General features: G+C 69.2%; 15 protein-coding genes. 5 read left to right on the top strand and 10 right to left on the bottom strand.

Features of this window, described 5'->3' with window-relative positions; translation table 11 throughout:
• Positions 1–129 precede the first annotated feature (129 nt).
• The 4 genes from E3O48_RS16805 to E3O48_RS16790 all read right to left on the bottom strand — a co-directional run bounded on the left by E3O48_RS16805 (position 130) and on the right by E3O48_RS16790 (position 3,705).
• On the bottom strand, positions 130–405 hold the full coding sequence (locus E3O48_RS16805; RefSeq protein WP_241982595.1) for a GIY-YIG nuclease family protein: 276 nt from the start codon (positions 403–405) through the stop codon (positions 130–132).
• A 221-nt stretch (positions 406–626) separates the two neighbouring features.
• On the bottom strand, positions 627–1,934 hold the full coding sequence (locus E3O48_RS16800; RefSeq protein ID WP_241982594.1) for an LCP family protein: 1,308 nt from the start codon (positions 1,932–1,934) through the stop codon (positions 627–629).
• Positions 1,935–1,984: 50 nt separating this feature from the next.
• The gene (gene purE / locus E3O48_RS16795) at positions 1,985–2,452 is read right to left on the bottom strand and encodes a 5-(carboxyamino)imidazole ribonucleotide mutase (protein WP_134540946.1); all 468 of its coding nucleotides are present in this window, start codon (positions 2,450–2,452) and stop codon (positions 1,985–1,987) included.
• Between the two features lie 86 nt (positions 2,453–2,538).
• The gene (locus E3O48_RS16790) at positions 2,539–3,705 is read right to left on the bottom strand and encodes a 5-(carboxyamino)imidazole ribonucleotide synthase (RefSeq protein ID WP_304990716.1); all 1,167 of its coding nucleotides are present in this window, start codon (positions 3,703–3,705) and stop codon (positions 2,539–2,541) included.
• Positions 3,706–3,798: 93 nt separating this feature from the next.
• Here E3O48_RS16790 and E3O48_RS16785 point away from each other — a divergent pair, with 93 nt between their 5' ends.
• Positions 3,799–4,326 (top strand): GtrA family protein, encoded by a 528-nt coding sequence (locus E3O48_RS16785; RefSeq protein WP_134510369.1) that lies wholly within the window; start codon positions 3,799–3,801, stop codon positions 4,324–4,326.
• Here the strand turns inward: E3O48_RS16785 and E3O48_RS16780 are convergent.
• Positions 4,285–4,860, bottom strand: coding sequence for a PH domain-containing protein (locus E3O48_RS16780; protein WP_134510368.1), 576 nt, complete (start codon positions 4,858–4,860; stop codon positions 4,285–4,287). The genes E3O48_RS16785 and E3O48_RS16780 overlap by 42 nt on opposite strands.
• A gap of 7 nt (positions 4,861–4,867) precedes the next feature.
• Positions 4,868–5,710, bottom strand: a complete 843-nt coding sequence (locus E3O48_RS16775) for a biotin--[acetyl-CoA-carboxylase] ligase (protein WP_134540769.1) — start codon at positions 5,708–5,710, stop codon at positions 4,868–4,870.
• A gap of 189 nt (positions 5,711–5,899) precedes the next feature.
• Here E3O48_RS16775 and E3O48_RS16770 point away from each other — a divergent pair, with 189 nt between their 5' ends.
• Together E3O48_RS16770 and E3O48_RS16765 are read left to right on the top strand one after the other, a co-directional pair.
• A complete protein-coding gene (locus E3O48_RS16770; RefSeq protein WP_134510366.1) occupies positions 5,900–7,504 on the top strand; it encodes an acyl-CoA carboxylase subunit beta in 1,605 nt (534 codons plus the stop codon).
• A gap of 9 nt (positions 7,505–7,513) precedes the next feature.
• Positions 7,514–7,753 carry a hypothetical protein gene (locus tag E3O48_RS16765; protein WP_134510365.1) on the top strand — a complete coding sequence of 80 codons (240 nt, stop codon included), beginning with the start codon at positions 7,514–7,516 and terminating at the stop codon, positions 7,751–7,753.
• A 292-nt stretch (positions 7,754–8,045) separates the two neighbouring features.
• On the opposite strand, the gene E3O48_RS16760 is transcribed toward E3O48_RS16765, so the two are convergent.
• From E3O48_RS16760 to E3O48_RS16745, 4 genes are all read right to left on the bottom strand, one after another.
• Entirely contained in the window at positions 8,046–9,089 is a 1,044-nt protein-coding gene (locus E3O48_RS16760) for a hypothetical protein (protein ID WP_134540766.1), read from the bottom strand.
• Positions 9,086–10,471 carry a sensor histidine kinase gene (locus E3O48_RS16755; protein WP_134540763.1) on the bottom strand — a complete coding sequence of 462 codons (1,386 nt, stop codon included), beginning with the start codon at positions 10,469–10,471 and terminating at the stop codon, positions 9,086–9,088. The genes E3O48_RS16760 and E3O48_RS16755 overlap by 4 nt, the downstream gene beginning before the upstream one ends.
• Positions 10,410–11,066: a response regulator gene (locus E3O48_RS16750; RefSeq protein WP_370250355.1), complete on the bottom strand. Its 657-nt coding sequence runs from the start codon at positions 11,064–11,066 to the stop codon at positions 10,410–10,412. The genes E3O48_RS16755 and E3O48_RS16750 overlap by 62 nt, the downstream gene beginning before the upstream one ends.
• Before the next feature lie 116 nt (positions 11,067–11,182).
• A complete protein-coding gene (locus E3O48_RS16745) occupies positions 11,183–12,496 on the bottom strand; it encodes a class I SAM-dependent RNA methyltransferase (RefSeq protein WP_134540760.1) in 1,314 nt (437 codons plus the stop codon).
• Positions 12,497–12,540: 44 nt separating this feature from the next.
• Between E3O48_RS16745 and E3O48_RS16740 the strand changes: the two genes are divergently transcribed.
• Both E3O48_RS16740 and E3O48_RS16735 read left to right on the top strand, forming a co-directional pair.
• The gene (locus tag E3O48_RS16740; protein ID WP_134540757.1) at positions 12,541–13,197 is read left to right on the top strand and encodes a nucleoside triphosphate pyrophosphatase; all 657 of its coding nucleotides are present in this window, start codon (positions 12,541–12,543) and stop codon (positions 13,195–13,197) included.
• Positions 13,198–13,307: 110 nt separating this feature from the next.
• A complete protein-coding gene (locus E3O48_RS16735) occupies positions 13,308–15,080 on the top strand; it encodes a biotin carboxylase N-terminal domain-containing protein (RefSeq protein ID WP_134510360.1) in 1,773 nt (590 codons plus the stop codon).
• Positions 15,081–15,179: the final 99 nt, after the last annotated feature.

The following is a 15,179-nucleotide window of genomic DNA, read 5'->3' as shown; positions in this document are numbered from 1 at the left end:
AGCCACCCGGTGGTCGAGCTTGCCCGGTGGTCGAGCTTGTCGAGACCCCCGATCGATCACCGGGGCTGGATCTCGACAGGCTCAATCACCGACCCGGTGGTCGAGCCTGTCGAGACCCCCGGTGGTCGATCACCGAGCTTCGGCGGGCTTGCTCAGCGCCGGGAGATCGCCGAGGCGGCCCGCTATCAACGCGATCCGCTTCGGCCTGCCCCAGCCCTGAATCTGTTTCTCGCGGGCGAAGGCATCCGTGATTCTCGAGTACTCCTCGACGTGCACCAGACGCACGGGGCGGCGTCTTCTCGTGTATGCGGCGCCCGTGCCCTCGCCGTGTTCGGAGAGGCGGCGCTCGAGGTCCCGGGTGCTGCCGACATAGAACGATCCGTCGGAGCACTCGAGAATGTACATGTACGGCATGGTGACATGCTGCCTGCTGGCCGTTTTCGGCGCCTGAGTTGTGCACAGGGATCTCGACAAGCTCGATCACCGGGGGGGCGGGATCTCGACAAGCTCGATCACCGGGGGGCGGGATCTCGACAGGCTCGATCACCGGGGCTCGATCACCGGGCCGGTGGTCGAGCTTGTCGAGACCGGGACAGGGATCTCGACAAGCGCGATCACCGCGGGGGTTAAGGGGCGGGAGTCGCGGAGGGCGGCGGGGCCAGGGAGGTCGCGATCAGGTCTCGAATCACGCCGTAGTCGGGGTTCTCCGGGTCGACGTTGTTGTCGGGGATCAGCTCGACCGACTTGATCGGCAGGGCCTTCGTCTTCGAGGCGAGGTTCACGAAGTAGCCGAGCATGCCCTGGGGGATGTCCGTCTTGACCACCTGGGACCCGGCCTTCGCCACGGCCTGGAACTTGGTCAGCACGTTCGCCGGGCTCGCCTGGGCCAGGATGGCCTCCTGCATCTGCCGCTGGCGCACCATCCGGTCGTAGTCGCTGGTGCCGTGGCGGGAGCGGGCGTACCAGAGCGCGTGGTAGCCGTCCATGTGCTGCCGGCCGGGCTCGAACCAGAACAACACCTCGGTGAAGGTGTCGTCGGTGTGCACGGGCACCCGGTGGTCCACGGTGATGTCGACCCCGCCGAGAGCGTCCACCAGCTGGGCGAAGCCCTGCATGTCGATGAGCACGTAGTACTGGATGGTCAGCCCGGTCACGCCCTGCGCGGCATCCCGCATGCCCTCGATGCCCGGCTCGCTGCCCGCGGCAATCGCCTTCGGGTACATCTCAGGGCTTTTCAGCTCGACCTCGGTGTAAATCGAGTTGAGCATGCACGCGTCGACCTCGCAGCCGTCGATGGCGCCGTACCCCTCCGGGTACAGGTCGGCGAGCGGGCCGGGCGAGAACGGCACATCCTCGAGGTTGCGGGGCAGCCCGATCATGCTGGCCTGCCCGCTCTCGGCGTCGATGCTGACCACCGAGATGCTGTCGGGGCGGAGGCCGTCACGGTCGGGGCCGGCGTCGCCGCCGAGCAGCATGATGTTGTAGCGGCCGTCGACCGGGGGTTCGGTCGGCCCCGCAACGAAGACCGAGGAGAGGAAGTCGCTGGCGGTGGTGGCAACGTAGGCACCGTAGCCGGCGGTGCCGACGACGCCCACCATCAGCACGGTCGCGAACGCGGCGATCAGCGGCCGGGCCTTCGGGCCCGCCTTGACCAGGCGAGTGAGGCGCAGCGTGTCCATGGTCAGGATGAACCAGACCACGGCGTAGAAGGCGAGGAGGGCGGCGGCAACCCACAACCCGATCGTGTTCGTCAGCGCGGTGAGGATCACCTCGGGCCAGAGCAGGTAGACCACACCCGCCACGACGACGAGGAAGAGCAGGGTGAACGTGGCCCGGAGGCCGAACCGGCCGAGGCGGCGGCTGCCGGCCAGCACCTGCACGGAGCCGGGCAGCACGAAATTGAGCAGGACGAGCCACCAGGCTCGCTTGGTCATGACCCGTTCTGAGCCGACATTCGGGTGCCGGATCGGGCTGCTTGCACTCGTCATAGTTTCGCTTGGAGGTCCGAATTCTTCTTCTCGACCTGCGCGGCGAGCATCTCGGCGTAGCCCTCGAGCTTCACCCGCAGGGAGTCGTCGGCGGTCGCCAGGATCTTCACGGCGATCAGGCCCGCATTGCGCGCGCCGCCGATCGACACGGTTGCGACCGGGACTCCGGCCGGCATCTGCACGATGGAGAGGAGGGAGTCCAGTCCGTCGAGCCGGCCGAGGGGAACGGGCACGCCGACGACGGGAAGGGTGGTCACGGCGGCGAGCATGCCGGGCAGGTGCGCGGCACCGCCGGCTCCGGCGATGATCACCCGGAGGCCCCGCTCGTGCGCGCTCTTGCCGTAGGCGATCATCTTCTCCGGCGTGCGGTGAGCGGAGACCACCTGCACCTCGCAGGGCACCCCGAAGTCACGCAGCAACTGCGCGGCGTCACTCATCACCGGCCAGTCGGAATCCGATCCCATGACCACTCCGACAAGCGGGGTCACGACGATCTCCGACTGGGCGGGCTGGGGCACGGAGTTCTCTGGCACGGAGTCGATCTTATGGGTCAGTCCTGAAAAACCGCCGCAGTGGCTCGCGCCTCGTACACGACTTCATCCAGATCCGACCCTCCGACGGTCACGTGGCCGACCTTCCGGCCGGGCCGCGGGGCCTTGCCGTAGTTGTGCACCTTCGCCGACGGATGCTCCGCCAGGGCCACGGGGTACCGATCGGCCAGGCTCCCCTCCACCGGTCCCCCGATGATGTTCACCATCACCGACCACGGGTCCCGGTTCGTGGTCGCGCCGAGCGGCAGGTCGAGCACCGCACGGAGGTGCTGCTCGAACTGGCTCGTCGTCGACCCTTCGATCGACCAGTGGCCGCTGTTGTGCGGGCGCATCGCCAGCTCGTTGATCAGGAGGCGCCCGTCCGTCGTCTCGAACAGCTCGACGGCGAGCATCCCGGTCACGCCGATGCCGTCGGCGACCCTGACCGCGATCTCGGCGGCGAGCTCGGCGAGCCGGCCCTCGGACAGTGGCGCGGGCGCGATCACCTCCGCGCACACCCCGTCTTTCTGCACGGTCTCGACGACGGGCCAGACCGCGACCTCGCCGGAGGGTCGCCTCGCCACCTGCTGGGCCAGCTCGCGCCGGAACTCGACGAGTTCCTCCACCAGCAACGCGCCGTCATTGCCGTCTTCGGCGAGGGCGGTGAACCAGTCGTCGGCGTCGTGCTCGTGCGAGACGAGCCGCACGCCCTTGCCGTCGTAGCCGCCGCGGGCGGTCTTGACGACCGCGCGGCCACCGTGCCCGGCAAGGAAGACGCCCAGTTCGGCGGAGTTCTCCACCCGTGCCCAGTCCGGCACCGGCAGTCCCAGCTCGGTCAGGCGTTCGCGCATCAGCAGCTTGTCCTGGGCATAGAGCAACGCGTCGGGCCTTGGGTGCACCGCCACGCCCCGCGCGACGAGTAAGCGGAGGATCTCCTGCGGAACGTGCTCGTGGTCGAAGGTGACCACGTCGACGGTCTCGGCGAAGGCGAGCACGACCTCCCGGTCGCGGTAGTCGCCGACGGCGAACGCGGCCAGCGCGGCCGACATCCCCTCGTTCTCGGCCAGCACCCGGATGTCGATGCCGAGATTGACCGCTGCCGGGATCATCATCCTGGCCAGCTGGCCGCCGCCGATAACGCCGACAGTCGTATTCATCTGTTCACCAATTCCTGTGCGAGCGTTCATTCTTCGGTGCGGCTTCTCTCAGGCTGGAGGCGAGGCTGCGCCGTAGACTTCGAATCCTGCCCTCCTATCTTCACCCATCGAGCGGACGGACGCATGCCGACAAAAACGACGAATCCAGCACGACTGATGACCTTCCTGGTCCAGGTCGGCAAGTTCGGCGCGGTCGGACTCGTCGGCTTCGCCGTGGACGTGACCGTGTTCAATCTGCTCCGCACGACCGTGTTCGACCCGCACCTGGTGCACGCCGGACCGATCTACGCCAAGGTCTTCTCGACCATCCTGGCGATCTTCGCCAACTGGGTCGGCAACCGGTACTGGACCTTCGGCAAGAACCGGCAGGAGCAGACCCTGCGCGAGGGAATCGAATTCTTCGCCGTCAGCTTCGTCGGCATGGGCATCGGCCTGGCCTGCCTGTGGCTGAGCCACTATGTCCTCGGCCACACGAGTGTCGTCGCCGACAACATCTCCTCGAACGTGATCGGCCTGCTGCTCGGCGCGATCTTCCGGTTCGTGCTCTACCGGTACTGGGTCTTCGCCCCGAACCGCCGCACCCCGGCGCCCGCGCCGGTCACCGGCAGCCTAGCGACGGTGCCACACGGGCGGCTGGTCAGCGAGCGCTGACGTCGCGGTGGTCGAGCCTGCCCCGACCCTCCTCGACCCGATCAGGGTCTGAGACCGCTCCATCAGGTCGTGCAGCACCTGCTGCACCAGGTCGGCGTTCGGCACGTCCTTGAGCAGGAGCGGATGCTCCTCGCCCCCGTTGATGAGCACGTCGCCTGACCTGCAGAGCGACTGCAACCAGGTCTTGCGCACGGTGACGTCGTAGCCGCGGCTGTGCAGCAGTTCCTGGCGGGTACGCACGAAGAAGCCCCGGCGGAAGATGATCCGCCGGGTGGTGATCGTGTAGCGCCGGTTCAACCAGGTTGCCAGCGGCAACAGCCAGAGCAGCACGACCACGGCGACGGCCCCGGCGGCCAGGGCGGTGTTCTGCCACGGCTCCGGCATCGACCCGTAGAAGTAGCCGGTGGCGCCGAAGACCGCGACGAGCAGCACTGTCGGCCAGAACAGCACCCGGGCATGCGGCCGGAGCCCGGCGACGACGCGCTCGACCGAGGTCGGCGCCTCGCCCTGGCTGTTCACCGCTGCGTTCGTCATACCCTCATTAATACCTCAGATGGGTGACATCGCCGGCGGCGACAGCCTGCAGCTCCCCGTTTGCCTGGTCCTCGATGATGAGGCGACCGTCCCGGTCGAGGTCGATGGCGACGCCGACCAGGTCGTCGCCGCCGGGCAGCTGCACGCGCACCGTGGCCCCCAGCGTGCCGCAGACCTCCCGCACTGCCGCGAGCAGCCCGCTCCGCACCGGGTCGCCCCCGGCGGCGAGGAAGGCCCCGGTGAGGCCGCGCAGCTCGGTCAGGTACCGGGCGAGCACGGCGTCGGGGTCGGGAGCCGACCCGATGACCAGCATCAGGGAGGTGGAGGTGAGGGTGGGCAGGTCGTGCTCGTCGAGGGACACGTTCAGGCCCGCGCCGATGACGAGGCCCCTGGCGTCGGGGAGCAGTTCGGAGAGGATGCCGGACACCTTGTAGCCGTCGATCAGCACGTCGTTCGGCCACTTCAGGGTCACCTCGTGCACCGGATGCCCCTCCTCAGGCTCAGGGGCGGGGCCCGCCAGGCTCGCGTCGACCACCTCGCGCACGGCGCGGGTCATCGCGGTGCCCGCGAGGAGGGGGAACCAGCCGAAGTGGTCGACCGGGAGCGGCGTCCCGGCGTGCACCGGGCGGAGCAGCACGGAGATGGCCAGGGACTTGCCGGTGGGGGCCAGCCAGGTGCGCCCCAGCCGGCCGCGTCCCCTGGTCTGGTTGTCGGTGACGACCACCGACAGGTCGGGCCAGGCCGCGGCATCCGCCCCCGTCGCGTGGGCGACCAGCACATCGTTGGTCGAGCCGGCCTCGGCCAGGTACTCGAACCGTGCCCCGGCATCCCGGCTGAGCGGAAACTCCATGCGAACCTCTTCCCGTGCGTAACTCCTGCAATTCTCCCGAATCCGGCCAGAATTGGCTATTTCGGTGGATTTCGGCCCGAATTGCAGGAGTTATGCAAATCACCGGGGCGGAACCGACCAGCGAACGTGCCCATCTTTGTAGAGTTTCGTCAACGGTCGGGGACAACCGTTGGCCGGTAGAGTGAACCGGTGACTGAGAACTCACCCCTCGCGGGCCCCGACCTGTACACGACGGCTGGAAAGCTCGCCGACCTCAAGGTGCGCTATCACGAAGCCGTGACCGCCAGCGGAGAGGCGGCGATCGAGAAACAGCACGCCAAGGGCAAGATGACGGCCCGGGAACGGATCGACCTACTGCTCGACCAGGGTTCGTTCGTCGAACTCGACGAATTCGTGCGGCACCGCACGCACGCCTTCGGCATGGAGAAGAAGCGGCCGTACGGCGACGCCGTCGTCACCGGCACCGGCACCATCCACGGGCGCCAGGTCTGCGTCTACTCCCAGGATTTCACCATCTTCGGCGGTTCGCTCGGCGAGGTTGCCGGCGAGAAGATCATCAAGGTGATGGACCTCGCCCTGAAGACCGGCGTGCCGATCATCGGCATCCTCGACTCCGGCGGAGCCCGGATCCAGGAGGGCGTCGTGGCCCTCGGCAAGTACGGCGAGATCTTCCGCCGCAACACGGCCGCGTCCGGCGTCATCCCCCAGATCTCGATCATCTGCGGCCCGGCGGCCGGCGGCGCCGTCTACTCCCCCGCCCTGACCGACTTCGTGATCATGGTCGACAAGACCAGCCAGATGTTCGTCACCGGCCCCGACGTGATCAAGACCGTCACCGGCGAAGACGTCGGGATGGAGGAACTCGGCGGCGCGCTCACCCACAACACAGTCTCCGGGGTGGCGCACTACCTGGCCAGCGACGAACCCGACGCGCTCGACTACGCCCGCACCCTGCTCAGCTTCCTGCCGGACAACAACCTGGCCGAACTACCCGTCTTCGACAGCGATATCGAGCTGGAGACGACGGATGCCGACATGAAGCTGAACACGATCATCCCCGACTCCCCCAACCAGCCCTACGACGTCAAGACAGTGATCGAGTACATCGTCGACCACGGCGACTTCCTGGAGACGCAGCCGCTGTTCGCCCCGAACATCGTCGTCGGTTTCGCCCGGGTCGAGGGGCGTTCGATCGGCATCGTCGCCAATCAGCCCAGCGCCATGGCCGGCACGCTCAACATCCCGGCCGGCGAGAAGGCCGCCCGGTTCGTGCGCTTCTGCGACGCGTTCTCGATCCCGATCCTCACGCTGGTCGACGTGCCCGGCTTCCTGCCGGGCACCGACCAGGAGTGGACCGGCATCATCCGTCGCGGCGCCAAGCTGCTCTACGCCTACGCCGAGGCGACCGTCCCGCTGGTCACGGTGATCCTGCGCAAGGCCTACGGCGGCGCGTACATCGTGATGGGCTCCAAGCAGCTCGGCGCGGACATCAACCTCGCCTGGCCGACCGCCGAGATCGCCGTGATGGGCGGCCAGGGCGCAGTGAACATCCTCTACCGGGCCGAGATCAAGAAGGCGGAGGCCGCCGATGAGGATGTCGCGGCCGTGCGCACCCGGCTGGCCAACGAATACACCTACAACGTCGCCAGCCCGTTCCTCGCGGCCGAGCGCGGCGAGCTGGACGGCATCATCGAGCCGGCGGCCACCAGGGTCGCGATCACGAAGGCCCTGCGCGCGCTGCGCACCAAGCGCGCCAGCCTGCCGCCCAAGAAGCACGGGAACATCCCGCTGTAGGCGGGCGCCATGACCCCGACCACGACACCCACCCCAGACCCGGCCGAGGAACTCCTCTTCCTCACCCGGGGCGTCACCCCCACCGAGGCTGCCGCCGTGTCGGCCGTGCTCCGCGGCCTGCTGCGCGAGGAGACGGACAACCTGCGCCGGGATCCCGAGGGCAGCCAGAGCGCCTGGCAGGTCAGTCAGCGGGCCATCCGGCCGGCCGTGCGCGCCGGACAGGGCCAGTGGCGGGGCTTCTCGGCCTGACCCGCACTCCCCCCGAACGGCCGGTCCCCCTAAATGCCGACTTTTCTGATCGAACCGGGTCGATGAGTATAGATATTGCTAGGTGTCGCTCACAGAGTTACACCACCAAAATTCGTCGACTAGGGTAAGCAGGCGAATTTTGGCGGCGAGTCAGGGTGACATTCGGGTTGTCGCCCTGGCACGAAAGTCGGAAGGGGACCAGCCTCACGGTTGGTCCCCTTTCGCATGTCCGGGTGGCCTGATTGCGACACGCTCAATCACCGCGGCAAGCTCAATCACCGGGGCGAACCCGTCAGCGGGCCGCCGGGGCGTCGGCCGGCACCGGGCTGCGCGGGATCTCGAGCCACAGGTCGACCTCAGGCTCCGGTGATTCCTGGCCGAGCGCGCTGAGCCGGGCGTCGGCGCTGCTGAGGCCGACCACGGTCACCGCCGTCGCCGAACCGTCCCCGGCCGTCCGCGCGATGATCGAATCAGCGGTGGTGCCGCCGATCGCGGCCGCGAGCGTGTTGAGCACGGTTTCCAGTTCCGGGCCGCGGAGGTCGTCGATGCCGCCTTCGTCGAGCAGGGTCACGATCGCCCCACGCCGTCTGGCCGCCATGACCTGCTCACGGACCGCCTCGTTGAGCAGCTTGCGCCCGCGGATCTCGTCCCGCACCGCCGCCTCGAGGTACCGGCATTCCTGCCGCTCCAGGGCGTTCAGCACACCGCCCCGGACGATGATCCGGCGCAGCATCGGCGCCGCCAGGCGGATCGTCTGCGCCAGCCGGACCTGACGCTCATAGAGGTGTGCCTCCTGGGCCGCCTGCCAGTCCGTGGCCTCGCGTTCGGCCAGAGCGTACTGTCTGGCGTCCCTCCCTGCCTTGGCGAGGGCGCGGGCGAGGATGACCGCGATGGCCACCCAGACGGCGCTGCCGATCACCCCCATGTCGGCGAGCGCGGCCGGGCCGGCCCAGACGATGGTGTGCACGATCAGTGCCGCGGCGCCGATCCAGGCGAGCGCCGGGCGGCGACTGGTGGCCGTGATCGTCATCAGGGTGCCGACGGCAGCGACGTACCAGGTGGCGTAGCCGTTGACGGCCGCGCCGTCGAGCTGGCTGCCGACGAGCAGGGGCATGGCCACGCAGACGGCCACGTTGAAGAAGGCGAGCCAGAGCGGCATCCGCATCGGGCTCCTGGGCCACAGGCTCAGCGCCGTCGCCAGGATGTAGGCGGCGATCGCGAGGATGGCCGGGCCGGGTGTGCGCGGCTGGTTGAGCGAGTAGATGCCGAGCACAACGTGGTAGGTCGAGAACAATGCTGCCAGAGACAACACAAGGCCACGGGGCACGGTGATCATGCGGGTGCCACCTCGCCTTCGGTTGGCCAGTCGAGGGTGATGGTGGTCCCGCGGCCGATCTCGGAGCGGATCTGCACCGAACCGCCGACGCTGGCGACTCGTTCCTGGATCGAGAGCCGAAGGCCCAGCCGTTCGCTCGGCACCTGCTCCGGGTCGAAGCCGACCCCGGTGTCGGCGATTTCGATGGTGCAGCCGCCCTGGGCGTTCGCCCGCATGGTGAGGGTGCGGCCCGGTTCGACGATGCCGTCGCCCGCGTGCTGGACGCTGTTGACCATGGCCTGCACGCTCGCCGCGAACAGGGCGTCGCTGGCGTGCACCGGGAGGCTGAGCGTGTCGATCTCACACTCGAGGACGGTGAATGGCGCGGCGAGCCTGTCGGCGGCCTCGCGGATCCGCACGCTGAGGGCGTTGAACGGCACCAGGCTGTCGTCCCCGGCCGGCACGATGGCCGCGTCGTTCAGCCGGGTGAGCGCGTCGGAGGCCATTCCCGAGGCCAGCTGCGCCGCCTTGGGACTGCCCGCAGCCGCAGCCGCGAGGAAGGTGGCGAGCACGCTGTCGTGCACGATCGAATCGACCTGGACCCGCTCGACCTCCGTCGCGTGCTGCCTCACGGCCGTCGCGTACTGGTGCAGGGCATTGGTCTGGGCGGCATCCACCGCGGCGGCCGTCTGGCGCAGCATGAAGATGATGATCAGGATGACCTGGCCGAGGATTGTGGCGTAGGCGGCGTCGAGGGAGGCGAGGAGCACATCGGCGCCTCCGCCGGACGGCTGGGTGCGCACGATGCCGTAGACGATCGGGGCGAGGAAGGTGTAGATCGCCGCCCACACCAGCGGGAACGACACTGCGGCGCAGGCCGTCGCCACGGTGCACAGGTACCAGAGCCACGGTTTGCCGTCGAGCACGGCCGAGGGGTCGAGCATCAGGAAGGGCCAGCCGAGGAGGGCGGCCAGGTAGACCACGGCCACCGTGCCGGTGGTCACCCGCACGCCCACCTTGGTGACGGCGGCGATCACCACGGCCCCGATGCCCAGGGCCAGGGCCAGGGGCATGGCGACCGCCATGACCGGCAGCCGCAGGGGCACCTGGGCGAGCAAGACCGGGAGCGCCTGGAGGGAGAAGATCACGCCGACCCCGGCGACGGAACGGGAAACGACCGTTTCGATCCGGGTGCGACTGATCGGGTTGCGGGGCTGGGTGGGCCCGGCGATCAGGTCGGAGTCCATGCCCAGGGTGGCAGTGTCGCCGGCGCTCCTCGCATTCCTGTCCTGGGTGCCGCGCTCCGCCCGGGGAAGCCGGAGCGGCAGTGCGGCCGAGGACTCAGCCGCGGCCATCCCCGCCGTCCTGGTCCAGCCCAGGAAGGATGCCGTCTTCGACCGCACGACGCAACAGGTCGACCTTCGTCGGCGCCGGCCGGCCCACCTCGACGTACTTCACCCGGATCCGGTCGAGGTACTCCCGCGCGGTGGAATGGGCGATGCCGAGCTGCATCGCGACCATCTTGAGCGGCAGCCCCGACGCGTAGAGGTGGAGCACGTCCCGCTCGCGACGGCCCAACTGGGCCTTGGCGAAGTCGCGGTCGGCGTCGATCGCGGTCGCCCATTCGAGGTTGTTGAGCACGTCGCCGCGGGCGACGGATGCGACGGCCGCCATCACCGTCGTCGTCGGCGAGGACTTGGGGATCACTCCGGCGGCTCCGGCGGCGAGCGCCTCCCTGACCAGGGCGACCCGGTCGGCGATACTGTGCACGAGCACCGAGGCACCGGTGCTCTGGGCGTTGTGCACGTTGTCGGTGACGAGTGAACCGTCGCCGAGCGACAGGTCGAGCACGATGACGTCGACGGCGCGGCCGGCGATGCCGTCCACGAGCGCCCGCACCGTGGCCGCCGCGAAGATCACGTCATAGCCCGCGTTCTCACAGGCCGCCTTGATGCCGAGCCTGACCGACTCATGGTCATCGGCGATGCCGACCCTCACCGGGTGGTCGAGAGTCGTGCGCCCCCCGGCGTCCTGGCCGGCCGGTGATTCCAACGGTGCAATCGAGTCTGTCACGGGGGTCCACGTCCTCACTTTGTCGTACAGGTCAACGATAGCTATTTGGTGAGGAGCGCGACGGCCTCGACATGGTGGGTATTCGGGAACAAGTCGAACGCCCGCAGCCCGCGGAGTTCGTAGCCGTGCCCGGCGAGCAGGGCGATGTCCCGTGCGAGCGCCACGGGGTCGCACGCCACATAGACGATCTGGCGTGGGGAGAGGGCGCCGAGCTGGTCGATGACCTCCTTGCCCGCGCCGGCCCGCGGCGGGTCGAGGACCACCGTGGCCGCCTGCTGCCGCACTCGGTCGGCGGCGCTGGAGTCCCGCACGAGTCCGGCCAGGAACCGGTCCACCCTGGCGGTCTGCACGCTCGCGCCGACCCAGTCCGCCAGGTTCTCCGCGGCGAAATCGGTGGCCTGGGCATCGCTTTCGACCGACGTGATCCGGACCGAGCTGCCGAATCGGTCGCCGACGGCCGCGGCGAGCAGTCCCACGCCGCCGTAGAGGTCGAGGTTCGCGGCCTTCGGGTCGAACGACGCAGCGTCGATGGTGTCCTGGACCGTGCGATAGAGGGTCTCGGCGGCGCGCGCGTGCACCTGCCAGAAGCCGGCGGCATCCAGCCTGAATTCGCGGTCGCCGACGACCTCACGGATCAGGTTGCGCGGCGTGGGTTTGCGGCGGCCCTGGGCGTCCTGCTCGGCGACGAGCACCTGCACGGTGCCGAGGCTCGGCGCGACCACGTCGACGGATGCGGCCCCGCGGAACAGCTGGTCGAGCGGCGCCGCCGCCTCCAGCAACCGGTCGGCGAGAGGCAGGTCCCCGACGGGGATCACGCGGTGGCTCCTGGCCGCGTACGGTCCGACCGAGCCGTCCTCAGCGACGTGCAACCGCACCCGGGTGCGCCAGCCGGTGCCGTCGGCGGCGTCGCCGGGGGATGCGTTGGGGCCGACCGGGACCGGCTCGACCGTGACGTCGGTCTCGATCCCCGCCATCCGCTTGAGGGCATCGGCGAGGACCTGGCGCTTCAACTCGCGCTGGTGACCCAATTCGATGTGACCGAACTCGGCGCCGCCGGCGCGGTCGTCGGGGTCACGCTCGAGGGCGGCGGACGCCCAGATGTGCGGCTGGCGCTCCGGGGCGGCGTCCAGGACCTCGACGGTCTCGGCACGCCAGAAACTCTTGTGGCTGGCAGAGGTCAGCCGGGCGCGCACCCGCTCACCCGGGAGGGTGTCGCTGACGAAGACCACGCGGCCCTCGTGCCGGGCGACGAAGATGCCGCCGTGGGCTACGTTGGTGACGTCGAGTTCGAGTTCGCTGCCGACTTCGACGGACTGCTCGCCCGGAATCGACTGGTTGTCATTGCTGGTGCCCATTGAACGAGCATCCCACATCGCTTCTACCGTCGCACGAAGGAACCATGCGCCTCTACCTGGCCTCGACCTCCCCCGCCCGCCTGGCGCTGCTGCGCTCCTCCGGGATCGAACCGGTCACGATGGCCCCCGGCGTGGACGAGGATGCCGTCGCCGCGGAGGCCGCCCGGCAGTCCGGCGCGCCGCTCACCCCGCACCGGGTGGTCGAGCTGCTCGCCCGCGCCAAGGCGGAGGCGGTCTCGGTGGCGCTGCGGGAGACCGGGACGCACGGCGACGGGCTCGTGCTCGGCGGCGATTCGGTGTTCGTGATCGACGAGGTCATCTACGGCAAGCCGCACACAGCGGAGAAGGCCCGGCAGCGCTGGCAGTTGCAGCGCGGACGCACCGGGCAGCTCTTTTCGGGCCATTGGCTGATCGAGCACTCGAACGGGCAGGCCGGCCGGGCGGTCGGCGCCGTCGCCGTCGCGGACGTCACCTTCGCCGACGACATCGGCGACGACGAGCTCGACGCCTACATCGCCACCGGCGAACCGCTGCTCGTCGCCGGTGCGTTCACCATCGACAGCCTCGGCGCGCCGTTCATCACGCACATCGACGGTGACCCGTCCACGGTGGTCGGGCTCTCCCTGCCGACCCTGCGCCGGCTGGTCACCCGGCTGGGCCATTCCTGGCCGAGCCTGTGGAATCGTGGCCCGGCGAGTTGACCCGGTGACCTCCTTCCGGCACCGATTGTAGGCATCCGCACCTTTCTCGCTGTTCTTTTTGTGGAACAGAACCAAAAGACCTCGGCTCAGGCACCATAAGCTAGGGCACTGTGTCGCGAATAACGAAGGTCCTCATCGCCAACCGGGGCGAGATCGCCGTCCGGGTGATCCGAGCCGCGAAAGACAGCGGCATTCTCTCGGTTGCCGTCTACGCCGATCAGGATCGTGATTCGGTGCACGCGCACCTTGCCGACGAGGCCTATGGTCTCGACGGAACCACCAGCGCCGACACGTATCTCGTGATCGAGAAGATCCTCTCGGTGGCCAGGCGGTCCGGCGCCGACGCCGTGCACCCCGGCTACGGCTTCCTCGCTGAGAACGCCGACTTCGCCCGGGCGGTGATCGACGCGGGGCTGATCTGGATCGGCCCGTCACCCGAGGCGATCGAAAAGCTCGGCGACAAGGTCTCCGCCCGCCACGTCGCGGAGAAGGTCAACGCCCCGATGGCGCCCGGCACCCTCAACCCGGTGGTCGACGCCGCCGAGGTGCTCGACTTCGTCGACCTGCACGGCCTGCCCGTCGCGATCAAGGCCGCCTTCGGCGGCGGCGGGCGCGGCCTCAAGGTCGCCCGCACCCGCGAAGAGGTGCCCGAGCTCTTCGAGTCGGCCACCCGCGAGGCCGTCGCGGCGTTCGGCCGCGGCGAGTGCTTCGTCGAGAAGTACCTGGACAAACCGCGCCACGTGGAAACCCAGTGCCTCGCCGATGCCCACGGCACCGTCGTCGTCATCTCCACCCGCGACTGCTCGCTCCAGCGCCGGCACCAGAAACTCGTCGAAGAAGCACCGGCCCCGTTCCTGACCGACGCCCAGCAGACCGAGATTTACCGCGCGTCCAAGGCCATCCTGGCCGAGGTCGGCTATGTCGGCGCCGGTACCTGTGAGTTCCTGATCGGCCAGGACGGCACCGTTTCCTTCCTCGAGGTGAACACCCGGCTGCAGGTCGAGCACCCCGTGTCGGAGGAAGTGACCGGGATCGACCTCGTCCGCGAACAGTTCCGCCTCGCCGAGGGAGGCACGCTGGACTACCCCGACCCTGCTCCCACCGGCCACTCCTTCGAATTCCGGATCAACGGCGAGGATGCCGGCCGCGGCTTCATGCCCGCGCCCGGCCCCGTGCACGTATTCAAACCCGCCGGCGGTCCCGGTGTGCGCGTCGACAGCGGCGTGCAGGCCGGCGACGTGATCTCCGGCTCGTTCGACTCCCTGCTCGCCAAGCTCATCGTCACCGGAGCCACCCGGGAGGAGGCCCTCGAGCGCTCCCGCCGCGCCCTCGACGAGTTCGAGGTTGCCGGGCTGCCCACCGTGCTGCCCTTCCACCGCCGGATCGTGCGCGACCCCGCGTTCGCCCCGGCGAACGGCCAGCCCTTCTCTATCTACACCCGCTGGATCGAGACCGAGTTCGACAACGACATCGACCCGTGGAACGGTTCGCTCGAGGAGCCCACCGGCCCGGCGAAGCGGCACAACGTCGTGGTCGAGGTCGAGGGCCGCCGGATCGAGGTCAGCCTGCCGGTGCGGCTGCTCCCCGGGTCGGCGTCCGAGAGCACGGCGGGGCCTGCCCCGCGCCGACGCAGCGGAGGCCACGCGGTCAGCACCGCGACCGGTGACGCCGTGCACGCGCCGATGCAGGCAACCGTGGTCAAGCTGGCCGTCGCCGAGGGCGACATCGTCGTCAAGGGTGACCTGCTGCTCGTCCTCGAGGCCATGAAGATGGAGCAACCGCTCACCGCCCACAAGGACGGCGTGATCGGCAGCATCGAGGCGCTCGTCGGCACCACCGTCGCCTCCGGCTCCCTGCTGATGGCCGTCACCGACCACCCCTGACCCGCCGCCCGGTGGTCGAGCCCGTCGAGACCCCCGCCGTGGTTTCGACACGCTCAACCACCGATCGAAGTGGCTCAACCGCCGACCGAAGTCTCGAGC

Origin of the sequence: Cryobacterium sp. HLT2-28 (assembly GCF_004402495.1) — a bacterium.
In the GTDB taxonomy this organism is placed as follows: Bacteria; Actinomycetota; Actinomycetes; order Actinomycetales; family Microbacteriaceae; genus Cryobacterium; species Cryobacterium mannosilyticum.
Note: the sequence above shows the minus strand (reverse complement) of the source record. Positions and strands in the feature narration are given on the sequence as shown.

Excerpts from the sequence above, each read along its gene's own strand:
- E3O48_RS16785 (WP_134510369.1), top strand. The coding sequence starts at position 3,799 with ATGCCGACAAAAACGACGAATCCAGCACGACTGATGACCTTCCTGGTC.
- E3O48_RS16765 (WP_134510365.1), top strand. The coding sequence starts at position 7,514 with ATGACCCCGACCACGACACCCACCCCAGACCCGGCCGAGGAACTCCTC.
- E3O48_RS16780 (WP_134510368.1), bottom strand. The coding sequence starts at position 4,860 with ATGACGAACGCAGCGGTGAACAGCCAGGGCGAGGCGCCGACCTCGGTC.
- E3O48_RS16790 (WP_304990716.1), bottom strand. The coding sequence starts at position 3,705 with ATGAACGCTCGCACAGGAATTGGTGAACAGATGAATACGACTGTCGGC.
- E3O48_RS16760 (WP_134540766.1), bottom strand. The coding sequence starts at position 9,089 with ATGATCACCGTGCCCCGTGGCCTTGTGTTGTCTCTGGCAGCATTGTTC.
- E3O48_RS16745 (WP_134540760.1), bottom strand. The coding sequence starts at position 12,496 with ATGGGCACCAGCAATGACAACCAGTCGATTCCGGGCGAGCAGTCCGTC.
- purE (WP_134540946.1), bottom strand. The coding sequence starts at position 2,452 with ATGGGATCGGATTCCGACTGGCCGGTGATGAGTGACGCCGCGCAGTTG.
- E3O48_RS16740 (WP_134540757.1), top strand. The coding sequence starts at position 12,541 with ATGCGCCTCTACCTGGCCTCGACCTCCCCCGCCCGCCTGGCGCTGCTG.
- E3O48_RS16805 (WP_241982595.1), bottom strand. The coding sequence starts at position 405 with ATGTACATTCTCGAGTGCTCCGACGGATCGTTCTATGTCGGCAGCACC.
- E3O48_RS16775 (WP_134540769.1), bottom strand. The coding sequence starts at position 5,710 with ATGGAGTTTCCGCTCAGCCGGGATGCCGGGGCACGGTTCGAGTACCTG.
- E3O48_RS16800 (WP_241982594.1), bottom strand. The coding sequence starts at position 1,934 with ATGACCAAGCGAGCCTGGTGGCTCGTCCTGCTCAATTTCGTGCTGCCC.